Raw genomic sequence first — 16,448 nt, 5'->3', positions numbered from 1 at the left:
GGACGGGTCTGTGGCTTAGCTCAAAGCAGCTTTCACCAGCCCGCTTGCGAGCTTGCCATCCAGCACCGCACCGTGGCGATTGCGCAGTTCGGTCATCACCGCGCCCATGTCCTTCATGGAGCTCGCGCCGAGTTCCGCCTTGATCGCCTCGATCGCGGCCTTGGTCGCGGCCTCGTCCATCATCTGCGGCAGGAACTCCTCGATCACGGCGAGTTCCGCACGCTCGACCGCAGCCAGTTCGGTGCGGCCGCCGGCATCATACATCTCGATCGATTCGCGGCGCTGCTTGGCCATCTTCTGGAGCACGCTCGTCACCAGCACATCGTCATCGCTCACCGGTGCGGCGGCGGTGCGTTCCTCGATGTCACGGTCCTTGATCTTGGCGCTGATCTGGCGGAGCGCGGCGGTGCGGTCCTTCTCGCCTGCCTTCATCGCGGCAATGGTGGCGGCCTTGATATCGTCACGGATCATTTTTCTGATGTTTCCTGTGGAAGGGGTCTCTGGCCCGCGCCCCTAACGCAAATTCAGCGCCAAGCCTAGGTTGACGCGGGGGGGCGAGGGGCCTAGCGGGCAAAACTTAGCACCATCGCTGGAACCCCTGTAACGGAGCGCCCCATGGCCGACCCCGCATCTTTCCGCGCGCAACCCTCAGGCGCAACCGGCGTTCTGGTTCTGGCCGATGGCACGGTGGTCTGGGGCCGGGGCTTCGGGGCGACGGGAAGCGCCGTGGGCGAGGTGTGCTTCAACACCGCGATGACCGGCTATCAGGAGGTGATGACCGATCCCTCCTACGCCGCGCAGATCGTCACATTCACCTTCCCGCATATCGGCAATGTCGGCGCGAATGGCGAGGATATCGAGAGCAAGGTCGAAGGCGCGGTCGGCTGCGTGGTGCGCGAGGACGTGACCGAGCCCAGCAATTTCCGCTCGATCGAGCGTTTCACCGAATGGATGGTGAGGAACGGCAAGATCGGTCTTTCCGGCATCGACACCCGCGCGCTCACCCGCCGCATCCGCCAGAGCGGCGCGCCCAACGCAGTGATCGCCCATGCGCCCGACGGCAAGTTCGACATCCCCGCGCTGGTGAAACGCGCCGCCGAGTGGCCGGGCCTCGAAGGCATGGACCTCGCCATCCGCGTCACCCGCGAGGGCGGCGAGCAGTGGGCGGGTGGCTCGTGGAGCCTCGGCAAGGGCTACGGCCGCGCGGCCTTCGACGCCAAGCCGCACGTGGTCGCGATCGATTACGGCGCGAAGGACAATATTTTTCGCAATCTCGTGAAGGCGGGCGCGCGGGTGACGGTGGTGCCCGCCAAGACCGGGTTCGACGAGATCATGGCCCTCGCACCCGACGGCGTGTTCCTCTCCAACGGCCCGGGCGATCCGGCGGCGACCGGCGAATATGCCGTGCCGGTGATCAAGGCGCTTCTGGACGCCGATGTGCCGCTGTTCGGCATCTGCCTGGGCCACCAGATGCTCGGGCTGGCGGCGGGGGCGAAGACGATCAAGATGCACCAGGGCCACCGCGGCGCGAACCATCCGGTGCAGCGTGTGGGCGAGGGCTGGGGCGAGACCACGGGTCTGGTCGAGATCACCTCTATGAACCACGGCTTTGCGGTCGATGCCGCAACCCTGCCCGAGAATGTCGAGCAGACCCATGTCTCGCTGTTCGACGGGACGAATTGCGGGATTTCTATTCGCGGCAAGCGGGCGTTTGCCGTGCAGTATCACCCTGAGGCGAGCCCGGGGCCGCAGGATAGTTTCTACCTGTTCGAGAAGTTTGTTGGGGGGCTGGGGTGAACAGCATGGTCACTCAAGACGAGCTGGAGCAATTGGTCCTTAACGCCTTCTACGATCATGCACAGAAGGGAGATCAAAAGCTCTATGTTTCTGAAGTATTTGATCTTCTGAATGGTCAGTTCGGAAGGCAACGTGTGGAATTAGCGGTGCGTGCGCTTGCTAATCGCGAGTTGCTGGATGGAAGCTATTCAATGAATAGACCCTCGTCCTATTCTATATCACAGGCGGGATATAGGCTAGTTGAGCAAACCTACTTGGAGCGGCTGACTGCTACTGAGGCAGCGCAAGCAGCAAGCGACCCGTTGTTATTGTTGGATCAGCAACTTGCTCCTGCTTCAAGTCGCATGGTGTCATTTGGTGACAACCAAGACGATTATGAGCAAGCGATCTCGTCAGTATCGGATGCTGAAGAAGTTCTGCGGGCGAGCAACTCACTTGACCCAATCATCCGCGACGAAACACTCGCTAGTCTCAGCGCTTGGAAAAGCCTGATATCGGCAGGCAAAAGGTTTGCTGTAGGAGCATTCAATTATCTCGTTTGGGATCGGCTTAAGGCTGTAATGGAAGGGGGAATTGAGGACACTTACCGTTTTGTAATCGCCGGTATCTTGATGGCTCTCGGTAGCCTAATCGTGGGACTTCTGTGATGCCTCATGGAGAGAGCTCGGTCTTGGAGATGTCGGCTCTTCGTATTCTCAGAGCCGGTCTGAGTAAGGCAGATCGGCTGTGAGGAGACCTAAATGCGACTACGGCATGGCCCGACCACATTTGGTCTACATCCCAATTTGGGTTCAGCTTACTGCACTCGCCGCTACGTTCGCAACAATTTCAACCGGTTCGCTCGCCCAGAACCCCGCGCCCGTCTCCGAGTGGCCCGGCGCGGAGATCGCCGAGGGCGTGGCGTTTCAGGGCGATGGCTCGGTGACGCTCGATGCCTCGCCGGAGACAGGCCTGCCGGTCATCACCTTCTGGCGCCCCGTGCTCCATGACGAAGCAACCCGCTACCCCGTCGCAGGCCGCATGGACTGCCGCATCGCCGCCTCGCAGGGCCCGTTCAACGAGGAAGACTTCGACCCCGCCGCGCGCCACAAGGCAGTGGCCGCAGAGCGCCGCGAACAGGGCTTCATCGATGGCGAGCGCCTCGCCAGCGGCACCGATACGGTGAAAAAGCTCGACGTCGTCGGCCGCAGCAATGCCCCGCGCTCCTATTATGTGCTGAGCTACATCATGGCGCGCGACGGGGACCGGCTGATCGACATCCGCCGCAACTGCACCTTCGTCTTCGGCGCCGCCGCCTCCAAGCCCGACGTGCTGCCCTACGTGAACCGCTACACCAAGCTGATCTTCGCCTTTTCCGAGCAGGAATCCTGATGCCCAAAAGAACCGACATTTCCTCGATCCTCGTCATCGGCGCCGGTCCGATCATCATCGGCCAGGCCTGCGAGTTCGACTATTCCGGCACCCAGGCGATCAAGGCGCTGAAGGAGGAGGGTTACCGGGTTATCCTCGTCAACTCCAACCCCGCGACGATCATGACCGATCCGGAATTCGCTGACGCCACCTATATCGAGCCGATCACGCCCGAGATCGTCGCCAAGATCATCGCCAAGGAGCGCCCCGATGCGCTGCTGCCGACGATGGGCGGGCAGACCGCATTGAACTGCGCGCTCAAGCTCGACGAGATGGGCGTGCTCGCCGAATACGGGGTCGAGATGATCGGGGCCAAGGCCGACGCCATCGACAAGGCCGAGAACCGCCAGCGTTTTCGCGAGGCAATGGATGCGATCGGGCTGGAATCGGCGCGCTCCGGGGTCGCCAACACGCTCGAACAAGCCCGCGCGGTGCTGGAACGCACCGGGCTGCCCTCGATCATCCGCCCCTCCTTCACCCTCGGCGGCACCGGGGGCGGGATTGCCTACAACAAGGCCGAATTCGACCAGATCGTGCGCGAGGGTCTCGATGCGTCCCCCACCACCGAAGTCCTGATCGAGGAATCGCTCCTCGGGTGGAAGGAGTTCGAGATGGAGGTGGTCCGCGATCGCAAGGACAACGCGATCATCATCTGCTCGATCGAGAACGTCGATCCGATGGGGGTGCACACCGGGGACTCGATCACCGTCGCGCCGGCGCTGACGCTGACCGACAAGGAATACCAGATCATGCGCTCGGCCAGCATCGCCGTGCTGCGCGAGATCGGGGTGGAGACGGGCGGGTCCAACGTCCAGTTCGCGGTCAATCCCAAGGACGGGCGGTTGATCGTGATCGAGATGAACCCGCGCGTCTCGCGTTCTTCCGCGCTGGCATCGAAGGCCACAGGCTTCCCCATCGCCCGCGTCGCGGCGAAGCTCGCGGTGGGCTACACCCTCGACGAACTTACCAACGAGATCACCGGCGCGACCCCTGCGAGTTTCGAGCCGACCATTGACTACGTGGTGACCAAGATCCCGCGCTTTGCCTTCGAGAAGTTCAAGGGCGCGGCCAATGACCTCTCGACCGCGATGAAGAGCGTCGGCGAAGTCATGGCGATCGGGCGCAATTTTCAGGAGAGCGTGCAGAAGGCGCTGCGGGGCCTCGAGACGGGCCTCGATGGCTTCAACCGCTTCCCCGAGCTCGAAGGCGCGGGCCGAGAGGTCATCACCGCTGCATTGTCGCGCCGCACACCCGACCGGCTGCTCAAGGTCGGCCAGGCCTTCCGCGAGGGGATGACGGTGGAGGAAGTGGCCGCCGTCACCCATTACGACCCGTGGTTCCTGCGTCAGATCGAGGGGATCATCGCCGCCGAGAAGGACTTGCAGGCCAACGGCTTGCCGCGCGATGCGGCGGGCCTCAGGCGGTTGAAGGCGATGGGCTTCTCCGACAAGCGCCTTGCGACGCTTGCGGTGCGCTCGGTGGGCGTCGCGGGCGGGCTGGGCGAGACCCAGGCCAAGCGCTCGGGGCTGCTGCATGACGCGCTCGTCGCGATGGCGGGGGCCACCAGCGCCGAGGAAGTGCGCGCTCTGCGCCACAAGCTCGGCGTGCTCCCCGTATTCAAGCGCATCGACAGCTGCGCCGCCGAGTTCGAGGCAATCACGCCCTACATGTATTCGACCTACGAGGCCCCGAGCTTCGGCGCGCCCGAATGCGAGGCTGATCCCTCCGACCGCAAGAAGATCGTCATCCTCGGCGGCGGGCCCAACCGGATCGGGCAGGGCATCGAGTTCGACTACTGCTGCGTCCACGCCTGTTTTGCACTGGCCGAGCAGGGCTTCGAGACGATCATGGTCAACTGCAACCCGGAGACCGTCTCGACCGATTACGACACCTCCGACCGCCTCTATTTCGAACCGCTGACCGACGAGGACGTGCTGGAAATCCTGCGGGTCGAGCAGTCGAAGGGCGAGCTCCTCGGCGTGATCGTGCAGTTCGGCGGGCAGACCCCGCTGAAGCTGGCGCAGGCGCTGGAGGATGCGGGCATCCCGATCCTCGGCACCTCGCCCGACGCGATTGACTTGGCCGAGGACCGCGAGCGCTTCGCCAAGCTGGTGAGCAAGCTGAAGCTCAAGCAGCCCGAGAACGGCATCGCCCGCAGCCGCGACGAGGCCGCCGCGGTTGCCGCGCGCATCGGCTATCCGGTGCTGTTGCGTCCCTCCTACGTCCTCGGCGGGCGGGCGATGGAGATCGTCGACAGCGAAGCCCAGCTCGACAGCTACATCGCCACCGCGGTGAACGTCAGCGGGGATTCGCCGGTGCTGATCGACCAGTATCTGCGCGATGCGATCGAATGCGATGTCGATGCCCTGTGCGACGGCACCGAGGTGCGGATTGCCGGGGTAATGCAGCATATCGAGGAGGCGGGCGTCCATTCGGGCGATTCTGCCTGCACCCTGCCGCCCTACTCGCTGCCTCCCGAGATCATCGCCGAGATGGAGCGCCAGGCCGAGGCGCTCGCCTTTGCGCTGCGTGTGAAGGGCCTGATGAACATCCAGTTCGCGGTGAAGGACGGCACGGTCTACCTTATCGAGGTAAACCCGCGCGCGTCGCGCACCGTGCCCTTCGTGGCGAAAGCCATCGGCCAGCCGGTCGCCAAGATCGCAGCGCGCGTGATGGCGGGCGAGCCGCTCAGCAACTTCGAGCCCTTCAAGCGTGACCTGCCCTACATGGCGGTCAAGGAAGCGGTCTTCCCCTTCGCGCGCTTCCCCGGCTCCGACCCGGTGCTCAGCCCCGAAATGAAGTCGACCGGCGAGGTGATGGGGATCGACGCCACCTTCGAGGCCGCCTTCCTCAAGTCGCAGATCGGCGCAGGCTCGCACCTGCCGCAGGGCGGGACCGTGTTCGTCAGCGTCAAGAACACCGACAAGGCGGTGATCGTCCCGGCGGTGAAGCGCCTGCTCGACCACGGCTTCCGCGTGATCGCCACCGGGGGCACGCAGTCCTACCTCGCCGAACAGGGCCTCGCCGTCGAGCGGGTCAACAAGGTGGCCGAGGGCCAGCCGCATATCGTCGACAAGATCATCGACGGCGATATCGCGCTCATCTTCAACACCACGGAAGGATGGCAATCGCTGATGGATTCGAAATCGATCCGTCAGGCAGCCCTCGCCGGCAAGGTGCCCTACTACACCACGGCGGCCGCTTCGGTGGCGGCGGCGGCGGCGATTTCGGCGATCCGGCCGGACCAGCTTGAAGTCCGCAGCTTGCAGGACTATTATGGCAGCTGACTGACACCTCCCCCGACAAACGAGAGTGCCTGACGTCGAGCCAATTGGACGGCGTTGAAAGCTCTCTTTTCCCTCGGGGGCAGGGGCCAAGAAAAACAAGCGGAAAGACGAAAGCTATGGCGACGATGGAAAAGGTCCCGATGCTGGCCGAGGGTTACGAGCGGCTCACCGCCGACCTCAAGGTCCTGCGCGAGGAGCGCCCGAAGATCGTCGAGGCGATCGAGGAAGCGCGCGCCCACGGCGACCTTTCGGAAAACGCCGAGTATCACGCCGCCAAGGAACGCCAGGGCCAGGTCGAGGCGCAGATCGCCGAGATCGAGGACCGGGTGAGCCGTGCGCAGATCATCGATCCGACCACGCTGTCGGGCGACAAGATCGTGTTCGGCGCGACCGTCACCCTGCTTGACGAGAACGACAAGCCGATCCGTTACCAGATCGTCGGCCAGACCGAGGCGGACGCCAACAAGGGCCGGATCAGCTACAACTCGCCGCTCGCGCGCGCGCTGATCGGCAAGCAGGTTGGCGACGAGATCGAGGTTACCGTGCCTTCGGGCGAGAAGTTCTACCTCGTCGACAAGATCGAGTTCATTTGACGCGGAGTTAAAGGGGGGCGCGATATGGCTGTGGTTCCGGTAAGGCCGCTGGCCGAACGCAAGGTCGCCGCCCATTTCATCGAAGCGGGCGCGGTCAGCATGGCCGATGCCATCCCCTATGCCCCTGCCAGACCCAGCCGCCAGCGCGCTTTCGAGCGGCTGAAGGGCGCGGACGTGCTCAAGACCGACGGGCAGGGCAAGTGGTGGCTCGACGAGGAGCTGTGGCAGGGCCGCCGCTCGGGCCGCCGGACCCGCGCCTTGCTGGCGCTGATCGCGGTCGGTGCAGCTGCGGCGGCCGCCGCTCTGCGGTAACACAGCGCCTCAGGCGAGGCGCTTTTCCATCGCGTAATTGTGGATCGCGACCTCGCGCCCCTCGTGGGGGATCGTGAAGTTGCGCCGGTGAAGCAGCGTGTATCCCGCGCGCGCGAAAACCGGCCGGGCGAGCTCGCTCGCCTCGGTGAGCAGGCGGGTGAGATCGAGCGCGCGCGCTGCCAGTTCGGCTTCGGCCAGCAACCGCCGCCCGAGCCCGCGACCGCCGTGATCGGGGTGACAATAGAGCATGTCGAGATGCCCGTCCGCCTCGAGCACGAAATAGGCGACAGGGCTATCCGCCTGATCGACCGCAACCCGGACGAAATCGCCAGCAAACGCCCCCGCGATCCGCGCGGATTGTGCCACCCGCGCCGACCACGCCTCGACCTGCTCGGGGCTGTAGGCAGCGCGCGCCGTTTCGCGGATCGCGGCGAGCGTGATGGCGGTCAGCGCGGGGCCGTCTTCGGGCCGGGCAGGGCGGGTGGCGTAGTCCATCCGGCAGCCGGGCCCTTGGGGCCTCAGTCCTCGGGCGTCAGCAGCTTGTGGATATGAACGACGACATATTTCATCTCCGCATCGTCGACCGTGCGCTGTGCCTGCGCGCGCCATGCGTCGACTGCGGCATCATACGAGCTGTAGACGCCGACGACATGGATGCTCTCCGGGTCCTGGAATTCAAGCCCGCGCGGGTCCTTGACGCGGCCGCCCATCACGAGGTGGAGCCGCTGGGTGGGGGTGGTTTCTGCCATTGTTATGCGCCCTTGGGGAGGAAGGATGCGCGCCCCTTAGCGCGCTTCTCGCCAAGGGCAAGCCTCCTCCCGTGCGGGGCGGGTCAGTCTTTGGTCTGACGCCGGATATCGCGCACCACGCCAAGCGCCGCATCGCGGGTCTTGCGCGCAAGGGTGCGGGTGCTGTCCGCCGCCGAACCGGCTGCGTCCGAAGCGCTCGCCGTCAGCTTCTTCGCCTGCGTACCGGCCGCCTCGCCGAGATCCCCGGCGCGCTCCTTGCCCTCGCGCGCGGCGTCGAGCAGGTCGTCGATCACGGTCATGGCATAGGCCATCGCCGCCTCGCCGATCATGGCGCCGAGCCGCGATCCGCTGCGCGAAGTGATGCTCTTGACGCCCGAAGTTGCGCTCGAAGCCGCGCCCGAGATCGCGTCGCCCGCCGAATGGAGCGCGCGGCCCGCGACCCGGCGGCCCGGGCGGGTGAGAAGGCCGATCACCAGCCCGAAGGCGACCGCGCCGCCGATCACGGTCAGCGGGTTGGCGCGGGTGTAGTCGATCGCGGCATCGGCGGCGGCGCGGGCCTGGTCGGCGAGGCTCTTCTCGGCATTGCGGCGCTCGGCCGCTTCGATGCGGGCACGCAGCGCGTCGCGTTGATCATTCGCGGGGGTAGTGGTCATTGGGTCTCTCCTGCGGATGCCGCCTCGGGGTCGGCGGGTGCATCCGTGATGGCTTCGTCGTCGTCTTGGAAATCGCTTTCGAGCAGTTCCTCGATCCAGTCGAGGATCGGCCCGCGCGCGAGGAACAGCACGATGGCCGCGATGATCCCGGCAATCAGGCCCTTGCGCTCGCCCGCCTGCGCGCGGACTTCGGCCAGAACGTCACGCGCGCCCGAGCGGATGCGCTCGGAGATGGTCGAGGAGACGCCGGTCGACACGCGGCTTGCAATGCCCTGTTCGGCCAGGCTCCCGCGCAGCCGGTCGATGTCCTCGGTCAGCACCGCGCGCGCCGCATCGCGCAAGGTGCGATCCTCGATGAAGCGGTCGGGCAGGCGGGTCATGGTGCCTCGTCCCCGCCGAACATCGCCCCGATCATCTTGCCGTCCTTGACCGCGCCCATCACCAGCAGCGCGACGCCGAACAGCAGCACGCCGACGACGATCGCGATCGCGCCCCAGATCGTCACCAGCGGGGCGAGCGCGATCACCGCGCCCACCGCCAGCGCGATCAGCGCGAGGTTGAGCAACACTAGCGCCAGCACCAGCAGCACCAGCGCCCGCGCGCCATGCTTGCCGGCGAGCGCGGCGCGGGTCTTCTGGAAGGCGAGTTCGGCCTCGGCATAGTTGCGCGCGTCCTCGACCAGCGCGGTCACATCCTCGCGCAGGCCCGACAGGGTGGTGTCGGGCGCTTCGGGCGCAGCGGCCGATTCCGCCGGAGCGCCCTCCGGCGGCGGCGTCAGGCCGGGATCGATGTCAGCCATGAAAGTGCCTTCCCGCAGGCGGCCTCAGCGCTTCCGGCCGCCCAGCAGCCGCGCAAGGAAGAAGCCGAACACCGCCGCCACGCCAACCGCGACGCCGGGGCTCTTGCGCACCATCTCGCGGGCATCCTCGCCCAGTTCCTCGACGCTCTTGGAATCGAGCTTGGCCGAGGTTTCCTGCAACGTGCGCGAAGCCTTGCGGGCATAGTCGCCATATTGCTCGCCGAGCTTCTCGTCGATCTGCGGGGCGGTATCGCCGACCACCTTGCCGAGCGAGGCGATGGCGTCGCTCGCCACCTGCTTGCCTTCGACCGCGAGTTCGCCCGCCTTGCCCTTGGCGGTTTCGGCATAGGTCTTGGCCTCGGCGACGAGGTCGGTGCCCTTGCCCTTGGCCTGCCCGCCGACCGCGGTGAGACGGTTCTCTGCCTCGGCGCGCAGTGCGGCGGCGCCCGCCTTGGCTTCTTCCAGAGCGGCGTTGAAGCGGCTCTTGGCCTCGATCACCTGGGTCGAGGCAGGAGCAGCCTCGGCGGGAGCGGCATCGGGGGCCTTGGCGGTCGCAGCGGTCTTGCGCGAGGCAGCCTTGGTGGGGCCACCGGACTTGGCGGCTCCGCCCTTGGCAGGCTTGGCGGGGGTCTTCTTCGCCGCAGCGGTGTCGTTCGGGGTGGTATCAGCCATCGCAGGTCTCCATTGCTTCGGGGCGATCCTTGAGCCTTCGTTCCGCCGCTTGCGCAAGGCCAGCCTCGCGCATAGGGACGTCACGCGCGCGGCCCCTTGCAGGGCCGCACCAAGCCAGAATCATGCCCAGTCCATCGTCTCGCCCAATACCATAGGGGCCGAGTGTCTTAACACCCTAAACCACATTACAGCCGGAGCCAAACATGACCGCGATCATCGACATCCACGGCCGCGAAATCCTCGACAGCCGCGGCAATCCGACCGTCGAGGTCGACGTGCTGCTCGAGGATGGCAGCTTCGGCCGCGCCGCAGTGCCCTCGGGTGCGTCGACCGGTGCCCACGAAGCGGTGGAACTGCGCGACGGGGATGCTGCGCGTTACCTCGGCAAGGGCGTGCTGAAGGCGGTCGAGGCGGTCAACACCGAGATCCGCGACCTGCTGATCGCCAATTTCGACGCCGAGGACCAGCGCGACATCGACCTCTCGCTGATCGCGCTGGACGATACGCCCAACAAGTCGCGTCTGGGTGCGAACGCGATCCTCGGCACCTCGCTGGCGGTCGCCAAGGCGGCGGCGAACGCGCGCGGGCTGCCGCTCTATTCCTACCTCGGCGGGGTCTCGGCGCACATGCTGCCCGTTCCGATGATGAACATCATCAACGGCGGCGAGCATGCCGACAATCCGATCGACATTCAGGAATTCATGATCATGCCGGTCGGCGCAGGCTCGATCGCCGAGGCCGTGCGCTGGGGGGCGGAGGTGTTCCACACCCTGAAGAAGGGCCTCGCGCAGAAGGGCCTTGCCACCAGCGTCGGCGACGAGGGCGGCTTCGCGCCAGACCTCGCCAGCACCCGCGCTGCGCTCGACTTCATCATGGAATCGGTCGCCAAGGCCGGGTTCACGCCGGGCGAGGACATCGTGCTCGCATTGGACTGCGCGGCGACCGAGTTCTTCAAGAACGGCAAGTATGAAATCAGCGGCGAGGGCCTCAGCCTCTCGCCCGCCGAGATGGCCGACTACCTCGGCAAGCTCTGCGCCGATTACCCGATCCGCTCGATCGAGGACGGCATGAGCGAGGACGATTTCGAGGGCTGGGCGGCGCTCACCGGCCTGCTCGGCGACAAGGTGCAGCTGGTGGGCGATGACCTCTTCGTCACTAACCCCGCGCGTCTCAGCGACGGGATCGCCCGCGGCCTCGCCAATTCGCTGCTGGTCAAGGTCAACCAGATCGGCACGCTGACCGAGACGCTGGCGGCGGTCGATATGGCGCACCGCGCGCGCTACACCTGCGTCATGAGCCACCGTTCGGGCGAGACCGAGGATGCGACCATCGCCGACCTCGCGGTTGCGACCAATTGCGGGCAGATCAAGACCGGCAGCCTCGCGCGCAGCGACCGGCTCGCCAAGTACAACCAGCTGATCCGTATCGAGGAAGAGCTGGGCGACAGCGCCGGCTACGCGGGCCGCGCCTGCTTCGGCGCCAGAGCCTGACGGTTCGCCTAATCGACCGCGTCGAAGAAACGATCCATCGCCGCCTGCCCCGAAGGCGTCAGCCTGACGAGCACGCGGCGGTGATCCTCCGCGTCGGCCTCGCGCACCACGAGGCCCTCGTCCGCCAGCACCCCGAGCCAGCGCAGCCCCGTGGTCGCGGGCGCGGCCGAGCCGATGCAGGCGCTCGAGACCGAGACGGGCTTGCCCTCTCCGGCCGCGATGTAGAGATCGAGGAGGATGTCCCACGCGGGCTCTCCGAACAGGTCGGGATTGCCGAAGATGGCCGCGCGCTTGCGCCTCAGGGCATAGGTCTTGCGGGCGAGGGCGAGGTGGCCGCGCGCCGGGCGGGCGGGGCGGGGGGAGGGCGCTTCGGCAAGCTCACCCCCGGCGCTCCCTTCCGCCGCTTCGCGGAGACGCACCGCGATCGCCATCAGCTCGTCGGCGAGCGGGTGGAACAGCAGGGCGGCATCGCCGTGCCCTATGCCGTGGCCCACGCCCGCATTCGCGATAATCTGGCCGGTGTCGTGCCGCATCTCGCCCATCCATCCGCCTTCCGAAGCCCCGGACCAGCGTCCGCAGCAGAATGCCTATGGATCCCGATGTAAGAACATCCGTTCTGGTTGGCTTTAAGGGCGAATACGCAGTCGGTTATTTTCCCTAGGAAAATCGATCGCTTGCGCAGGCCTCAGCGGCGCGCCTGCTCGCGCCGGAGCTGATCGATCGCCGCATCGAGATAGGCCCCCGCGATGTGTGCACCGATTTGATCGAGAATGGCCAGTTCCCGCTCAAGCGCAGCGATCACGGCAGGCACGCGGGCATCGCCCGGCGCGGTCGGAGTGAGGTTTTCCACGGTCAGATCCCAAGCAAGCGCGAACCCTGCTGCCGCTTGAGCCTGCACATGAAGTGCGCGGCCCCGGCGGCGGGTCCGGTATCGCGTTAATGCCCTATGGAAATCTACAGAGGGAAACTACGTAGCGGGAGCCCCGCACCAGAGCGGGACGGGCGCGGGCGCAATCGTCAACCGAAGCGGTCCTGAAGGGCGAGCAGCGCCAGCGCCGCCTTGGCTGCTTCGCCGCCCTTGTCCTTCTGCGCGGGGTCGGCGCGGACCAGCGCCTGCGCCTCGTTCTCGACCGTGAGGATGCCGTTGCCGATGGCGATGCCGTCCATCGTCAGCGCCATGATCGCGCGCGCGCTTTCGCCCGCCACGATCTCGAAATGGTAGGTCTCGCCGCGGATCACCACGCCGATGGCAACGAAGGCGTCATAGCGATCGGCCTCGGCCGCGAGCGCGATGGCGCCGGGGATCTCGAGAGCGCCGGGCACGGTCAGCACCTCGACCTTGTGGCCCTTGGCCTCGAGAGCGGCGCGGGCACCGGCGATCAGCATGTCGTTCAAGTGGCCGTAGAAGCGCGCTTCGACGATGAGGATGTCGGCCATGGGTGTTTACTCCGGAATGGGATGGAAGTCGGTGATGGTCAGGCCATAGCCTTCGAGCGCGACAAGGTCAGGACGGCTGTTCGACAGCAGCACCATGTCCGTCACGCCGAGGTCGGCGAGGATCTGCGAGCCGATGCCGATATTGCGCTGCTCTTCGCCCGGTTGCCATTCGCCGGTGCCCACGCGCCCCGTGAGGATCACGATCACGCCCGAACCATGCGCGCCCACCGCCTGCATCGCGCGCTGGAGCGTGCGCTTGCGCGGGCCGGGCTGGCCCAGAACGTCGTCGAACACCGAAATCGGGTGGACGCGGGCAAGGGTGGGCTCGCCGGGGATGACGTGGCCCTTCTGGAGCACATAGGCCTCCGAGCCCGCCACGCGGTCACGGTAGGTGATCATCCGCCACTGGCCGCCGTAATCCGAGGTGAAGGCGCGCTCGGAGAGGCGCTCGACCAGATGGTCGTTGCGCATCCGGTAGGCGATGAGGTCGCGGATCGTGCCGATCTTGAGATCGTGCCGCCTCGCAAAGGTGATGAGGTCGTCGAGCCGGGCCATGGTCCCGTCCTCGTTCATGATCTCGCAGATCACGCCGGAGGGGTTGAGGCCTGCGAGCCGCGAGATGTCGACCGCCGCCTCGGTGTGCCCGGCGCGCACGAGTGTGCCGCCGTCGCGCGCCATCAGCGGGAAGACGTGTCCCGGGGTGACGAGATCGTCCGCGCCCTTGGCTGCATCGATCGCAACCGAGATGGTCCGCGCCCGGTCCGCCGCCGAAATGCCGGTGGTGACGCCTTCCTTCGCCTCGATCGAGATGGTGAAGGCGGTCTGCATCGATTCCTTGTTGTTGCGGCTCATCGGGGTGAGGCCGAGGTGGTCGACGCGGTCCTTGGTGAGCGCGAGGCAGATCAGCCCGCGGCCGTGGGTGGCCATGAAGTTGATCGCCTGCGGGGTCGCCATCTGCGCGGGGATGATGAGATCGCCCTCGTTCTCGCGGTCTTCGTCATCGACGAGGATATACATCCGGCCGTTGCGCGCCTCGTCGATGATTTCCTCGATCGTGGCGAGCACAGGGCGGTCGGCGTTCGCGTCAAGGAAGGCTTCAAGCTTGGCGAGGGTTTCGGCAGTGGGGTTCCACGTGTCCTCGCCGCATTCGCGCAAGGTGTTGGCATGAAGCCCCGCCGCGCGGGCGAGGCCGGCGCGGGTCATGGTGCCCGATGTGACTAGATCGCGAACGCGTGTGATGGTCGATGTGCTCATGTCGAACACATATCACACCACGATGTGATAGCAAGACTCTATCCCGTGAGCGCCAAATCGACAGGCGAGGAGCAAGGAGCACGCAACCGCAGCGTGTCAAAAAGTTCATTGAAGGGGAGGATGGTGGACGCACTAGGGCTCGAACCTAGGACCCGCTGATTAAGAGTTTGATCAGGGGGCCATTTTTGGGATGTTCAGAGCTGTTCAAATTTGTCTAGAAACGTTCGGAGATATGCCGACTAATATGATGATATAATATTGATATTAGTCATCGCGTCCTGTCAAATTTTGTTCGCCGGGGTGCGATCTTGACGAGCGTTGTCCTTCCGCAAAGTGGAGCCTATATGGAGCCTATAGCGAAAAGGCATTGGCGCGAATTATGGTGAAACCGCTCAACAGGCAGGCAATCGAGACACTGATCACACGGGCTCGAACGGTCAAGGGCAAGCAGTTGGAGCTCGCTGATGACCGCGTTGCCGGGTTGCGCATCCGGGCCGGTGAGCGTTCGGCCACATGGCTCCTTTGTACGCGGCTGCGCAACGGAAAGCGCACCCGGATCAAATTGGGAGCCTGGCCGGGCATGGGCCTGTCGGATGCGCGAGAGGCAGCACGGGTCAAGCACATTGAAGTTGTCGAAGGCGTTGATCCCAATGAGGAGAAGCGAGAGGCAAAGCGCGAAGCGATCCGGGCGGCGCGAATGCAGCGCAAACTCTCTGATGTGCTTGACGATTACGAACGCATGAAGCTCTCGCAACTGCGGCGGGGGTCGCAATGCCGCCGCGCCCTCGACGGAAAGTCCGGGGTGCTGAAGCAATTCAGTTCGAAAGACATCACATCGATCACACGGTCTGACATCGTCGATGCCGTGCGCAAACATGCGGAGAAGGCCCCCATGGCTGCGAACCGCAACCTGGCATACGTAAAGGCCTTCATGAACTGGTGTGTCGATCAGGAAATTGTGGAGGCCAATCCGGCGGCGAATATCAAGAAGCCCGCCAAGGAGCGCACCCGCGACCGTTTCCATTCGCTCGATGAGCTGATGGAAATCTGGGATGCCATGGGAGAGCTCGGATATCCCTTTGGCCAGCTGTATCGCTTGCTGATCGTGGTACCCATGCGCCGCGAGGAAGTGGCCGCGATGCCTGTTACCGAACTTGATCTCGCGGCCGATGGTAATCCCGATAACGCCGTCTGGACCTTGCCGGGTCACAGAACAAAGAGCGGGAACTCACTTCGGGTCCCGCTATCGCCGCTTGCCGTGTCGCTGATCAAGGATGCGCTGGCCGCGTCAGATCGTCCGAAGAACAGCCCGTTCGTTTTCAGCATGACCGGCGACACCTCGGTGTCCGGATATGCAAAGGCCAAGCGGCGGCTTGACCGGATCATCCGCGAAAGGCGGATTGCGGCTGCAAAGAAGGCTGGGCGGGAGCCGGTCGACATGGAGCACTGGACCATCCATGATCTTCGTACCACATTCAGCACATTGGCATGTGAGGTTCTCGGCGCGGACATTGCAGTGGTGGATCGCGTCCTGAACCATGTTGCCACCGCCACGACCTCAAAGATCATGCGGGTTTACAACAAGTCCGAGCTGTTCGACCGGCGCAAGCAGGTGATGCACGACTGGGCCGCAATGATTGAACGTGAGGCGGCGGCGAGGGCTGGTTGATGCCGCCTCCAATAGGATATGCCGCTTTTGCTTCGTCGGCTGCTTGGCTTGATCGAAGTTAGAGAGCGCTTGACAGCTTCCGGTTTTTCTTCCACATATGAGGATCGAAAACCGGAAGTGAGGTCGAAGGTGCTAGTTCTCAGGGCAAAGGAATGGGAGGTTTCTCAGCGCCTCCGTGAACTCGGGCTGGACCTCGAAGGGATGCAGTCGGTTTCCCGAGCTGGGTACAGGGCGCGAGTGGGTTGTTCACCACTCCATCCTCCGACTTTTCCCGGAACCTCGGCTTGGGCAGCCTGCGTTCACGGGCTTCGTAGTCAGTATATTCC

Annotated in this window: 19 protein-coding genes; 8 read left to right on the top strand and 11 right to left on the bottom strand. The window is 65.1% G+C overall.

Annotation, left to right across the window (positions count from 1 at the left end; all coding sequences use genetic code 11):
* Positions 1-15: 15 nt before the first annotated feature.
* Complete coding sequence (locus PFX90_RS02525; RefSeq protein WP_285710186.1) at positions 16-471, bottom strand: GatB/YqeY domain-containing protein; 456 nt, start codon at positions 469-471, stop codon at positions 16-18.
* A 144-nt stretch (positions 472-615) separates the two neighbouring features.
* Here PFX90_RS02525 and carA point away from each other — a divergent pair, with 144 nt between their 5' ends.
* The 6 genes from carA (at position 616) to PFX90_RS02495 (ending at position 7,399) form a co-directional block, all read left to right on the top strand.
* Positions 616-1,797, top strand: a complete 1,182-nt coding sequence (carA, locus tag PFX90_RS02520) for a glutamine-hydrolyzing carbamoyl-phosphate synthase small subunit (protein ID WP_285710183.1) — start codon at positions 616-618, stop codon at positions 1,795-1,797.
* Positions 1,794-2,444, top strand: a complete 651-nt coding sequence (locus tag PFX90_RS02515; RefSeq protein ID WP_285710181.1) for a hypothetical protein — start codon at positions 1,794-1,796, stop codon at positions 2,442-2,444. The genes carA and PFX90_RS02515 overlap by 4 nt, the downstream gene beginning before the upstream one ends.
* A gap of 106 nt (positions 2,445-2,550) precedes the next feature.
* The gene (locus PFX90_RS02510; RefSeq protein ID WP_285710179.1) at positions 2,551-3,168 is read left to right on the top strand and encodes a carbamoyl-phosphate synthase large subunit; all 618 of its coding nucleotides are present in this window, start codon (positions 2,551-2,553) and stop codon (positions 3,166-3,168) included.
* Entirely contained in the window at positions 3,168-6,494 is a 3,327-nt protein-coding gene (gene carB, locus PFX90_RS02505; RefSeq protein WP_285710178.1) for a carbamoyl-phosphate synthase large subunit, read from the top strand. The genes PFX90_RS02510 and carB overlap by 1 nt, the downstream gene beginning before the upstream one ends.
* A gap of 116 nt (positions 6,495-6,610) precedes the next feature.
* The gene (gene greA, locus PFX90_RS02500; RefSeq protein ID WP_285710177.1) at positions 6,611-7,087 is read left to right on the top strand and encodes a transcription elongation factor GreA; all 477 of its coding nucleotides are present in this window, start codon (positions 6,611-6,613) and stop codon (positions 7,085-7,087) included.
* 24 nt (positions 7,088-7,111) lie between these two features.
* Complete coding sequence (locus PFX90_RS02495; protein ID WP_285710176.1) at positions 7,112-7,399, top strand: hypothetical protein; 288 nt, start codon at positions 7,112-7,114, stop codon at positions 7,397-7,399.
* Between the two features lie 9 nt (positions 7,400-7,408).
* Here the strand turns inward: PFX90_RS02495 and PFX90_RS02490 are convergent, their stop codons facing one another.
* The 6 genes from PFX90_RS02490 to PFX90_RS02465 form a co-directional block, all read right to left on the bottom strand.
* Positions 7,409-7,894, bottom strand: coding sequence for a GNAT family N-acetyltransferase (locus PFX90_RS02490; protein WP_285710175.1), 486 nt, complete (start codon positions 7,892-7,894; stop codon positions 7,409-7,411).
* Positions 7,895-7,917: 23 nt separating this feature from the next.
* Positions 7,918-8,148, bottom strand: coding sequence for a DUF4170 domain-containing protein (locus tag PFX90_RS02485; RefSeq protein ID WP_068863246.1), 231 nt, complete (start codon positions 8,146-8,148; stop codon positions 7,918-7,920).
* Positions 8,149-8,231: 83 nt separating this feature from the next.
* Complete coding sequence (locus tag PFX90_RS02480) at positions 8,232-8,801, bottom strand: hypothetical protein (protein WP_285710173.1); 570 nt, start codon at positions 8,799-8,801, stop codon at positions 8,232-8,234.
* Entirely contained in the window at positions 8,798-9,181 is a 384-nt protein-coding gene (locus PFX90_RS02475; RefSeq protein WP_285710170.1) for a hypothetical protein, read from the bottom strand. The genes PFX90_RS02480 and PFX90_RS02475 overlap by 4 nt, the downstream gene beginning before the upstream one ends.
* Positions 9,178-9,600 (bottom strand): phage holin family protein, encoded by a 423-nt coding sequence (locus tag PFX90_RS02470; RefSeq protein WP_285710168.1) that lies wholly within the window; start codon positions 9,598-9,600, stop codon positions 9,178-9,180. Before PFX90_RS02470 ends, PFX90_RS02475 begins: the two co-directional genes overlap by 4 nt.
* Positions 9,601-9,624: 24 nt before the next feature.
* Positions 9,625-10,272 carry a hypothetical protein gene (locus tag PFX90_RS02465; protein WP_285710167.1) on the bottom strand — a complete coding sequence of 216 codons (648 nt, stop codon included), beginning with the start codon at positions 10,270-10,272 and terminating at the stop codon, positions 9,625-9,627.
* 203 nt (positions 10,273-10,475) lie between these two features.
* On the opposite strand from PFX90_RS02465, the gene eno reads away from it, so the two are divergent.
* Positions 10,476-11,762, top strand: a complete 1,287-nt coding sequence (gene eno / locus PFX90_RS02460; protein ID WP_285710166.1) for a phosphopyruvate hydratase — start codon at positions 10,476-10,478, stop codon at positions 11,760-11,762.
* An 8-nt stretch (positions 11,763-11,770) separates the two neighbouring features.
* Here the strand turns inward: eno and PFX90_RS02455 are convergent, their stop codons facing one another.
* From PFX90_RS02455 to ribB, 4 genes are all read right to left on the bottom strand, one after another.
* Entirely contained in the window at positions 11,771-12,304 is a 534-nt protein-coding gene (locus PFX90_RS02455; protein WP_285710164.1) for a MarR family winged helix-turn-helix transcriptional regulator, read from the bottom strand.
* Between the two features lie 143 nt (positions 12,305-12,447).
* Positions 12,448-12,612 (bottom strand): hypothetical protein, encoded by a 165-nt coding sequence (locus tag PFX90_RS02450; RefSeq protein ID WP_285710161.1) that lies wholly within the window; start codon positions 12,610-12,612, stop codon positions 12,448-12,450.
* 167 nt (positions 12,613-12,779) lie between these two features.
* Entirely contained in the window at positions 12,780-13,199 is a 420-nt protein-coding gene (gene ribH, locus PFX90_RS02445) for a 6,7-dimethyl-8-ribityllumazine synthase (RefSeq protein ID WP_285710158.1), read from the bottom strand.
* A 6-nt stretch (positions 13,200-13,205) separates the two neighbouring features.
* Positions 13,206-14,453, bottom strand: coding sequence for a 3,4-dihydroxy-2-butanone-4-phosphate synthase (ribB, locus tag PFX90_RS02440; protein WP_285710155.1), 1,248 nt, complete (start codon positions 14,451-14,453; stop codon positions 13,206-13,208).
* A 379-nt stretch (positions 14,454-14,832) separates the two neighbouring features.
* Between ribB and PFX90_RS02435 the strand changes: the two genes are divergently transcribed.
* The gene (locus tag PFX90_RS02435) at positions 14,833-16,122 is read left to right on the top strand and encodes a tyrosine-type recombinase/integrase (protein WP_285710154.1); all 1,290 of its coding nucleotides are present in this window, start codon (positions 14,833-14,835) and stop codon (positions 16,120-16,122) included.
* Positions 16,123-16,448 lie beyond the last annotated feature (326 nt).

The organism is Erythrobacter oryzae (genome assembly GCF_030271515.1).
Classification (GTDB): Bacteria; Pseudomonadota; Alphaproteobacteria; order Sphingomonadales; family Sphingomonadaceae; genus Erythrobacter; species Erythrobacter oryzae.
This window is presented reverse-complemented; position numbering and strand designations above follow the sequence as displayed.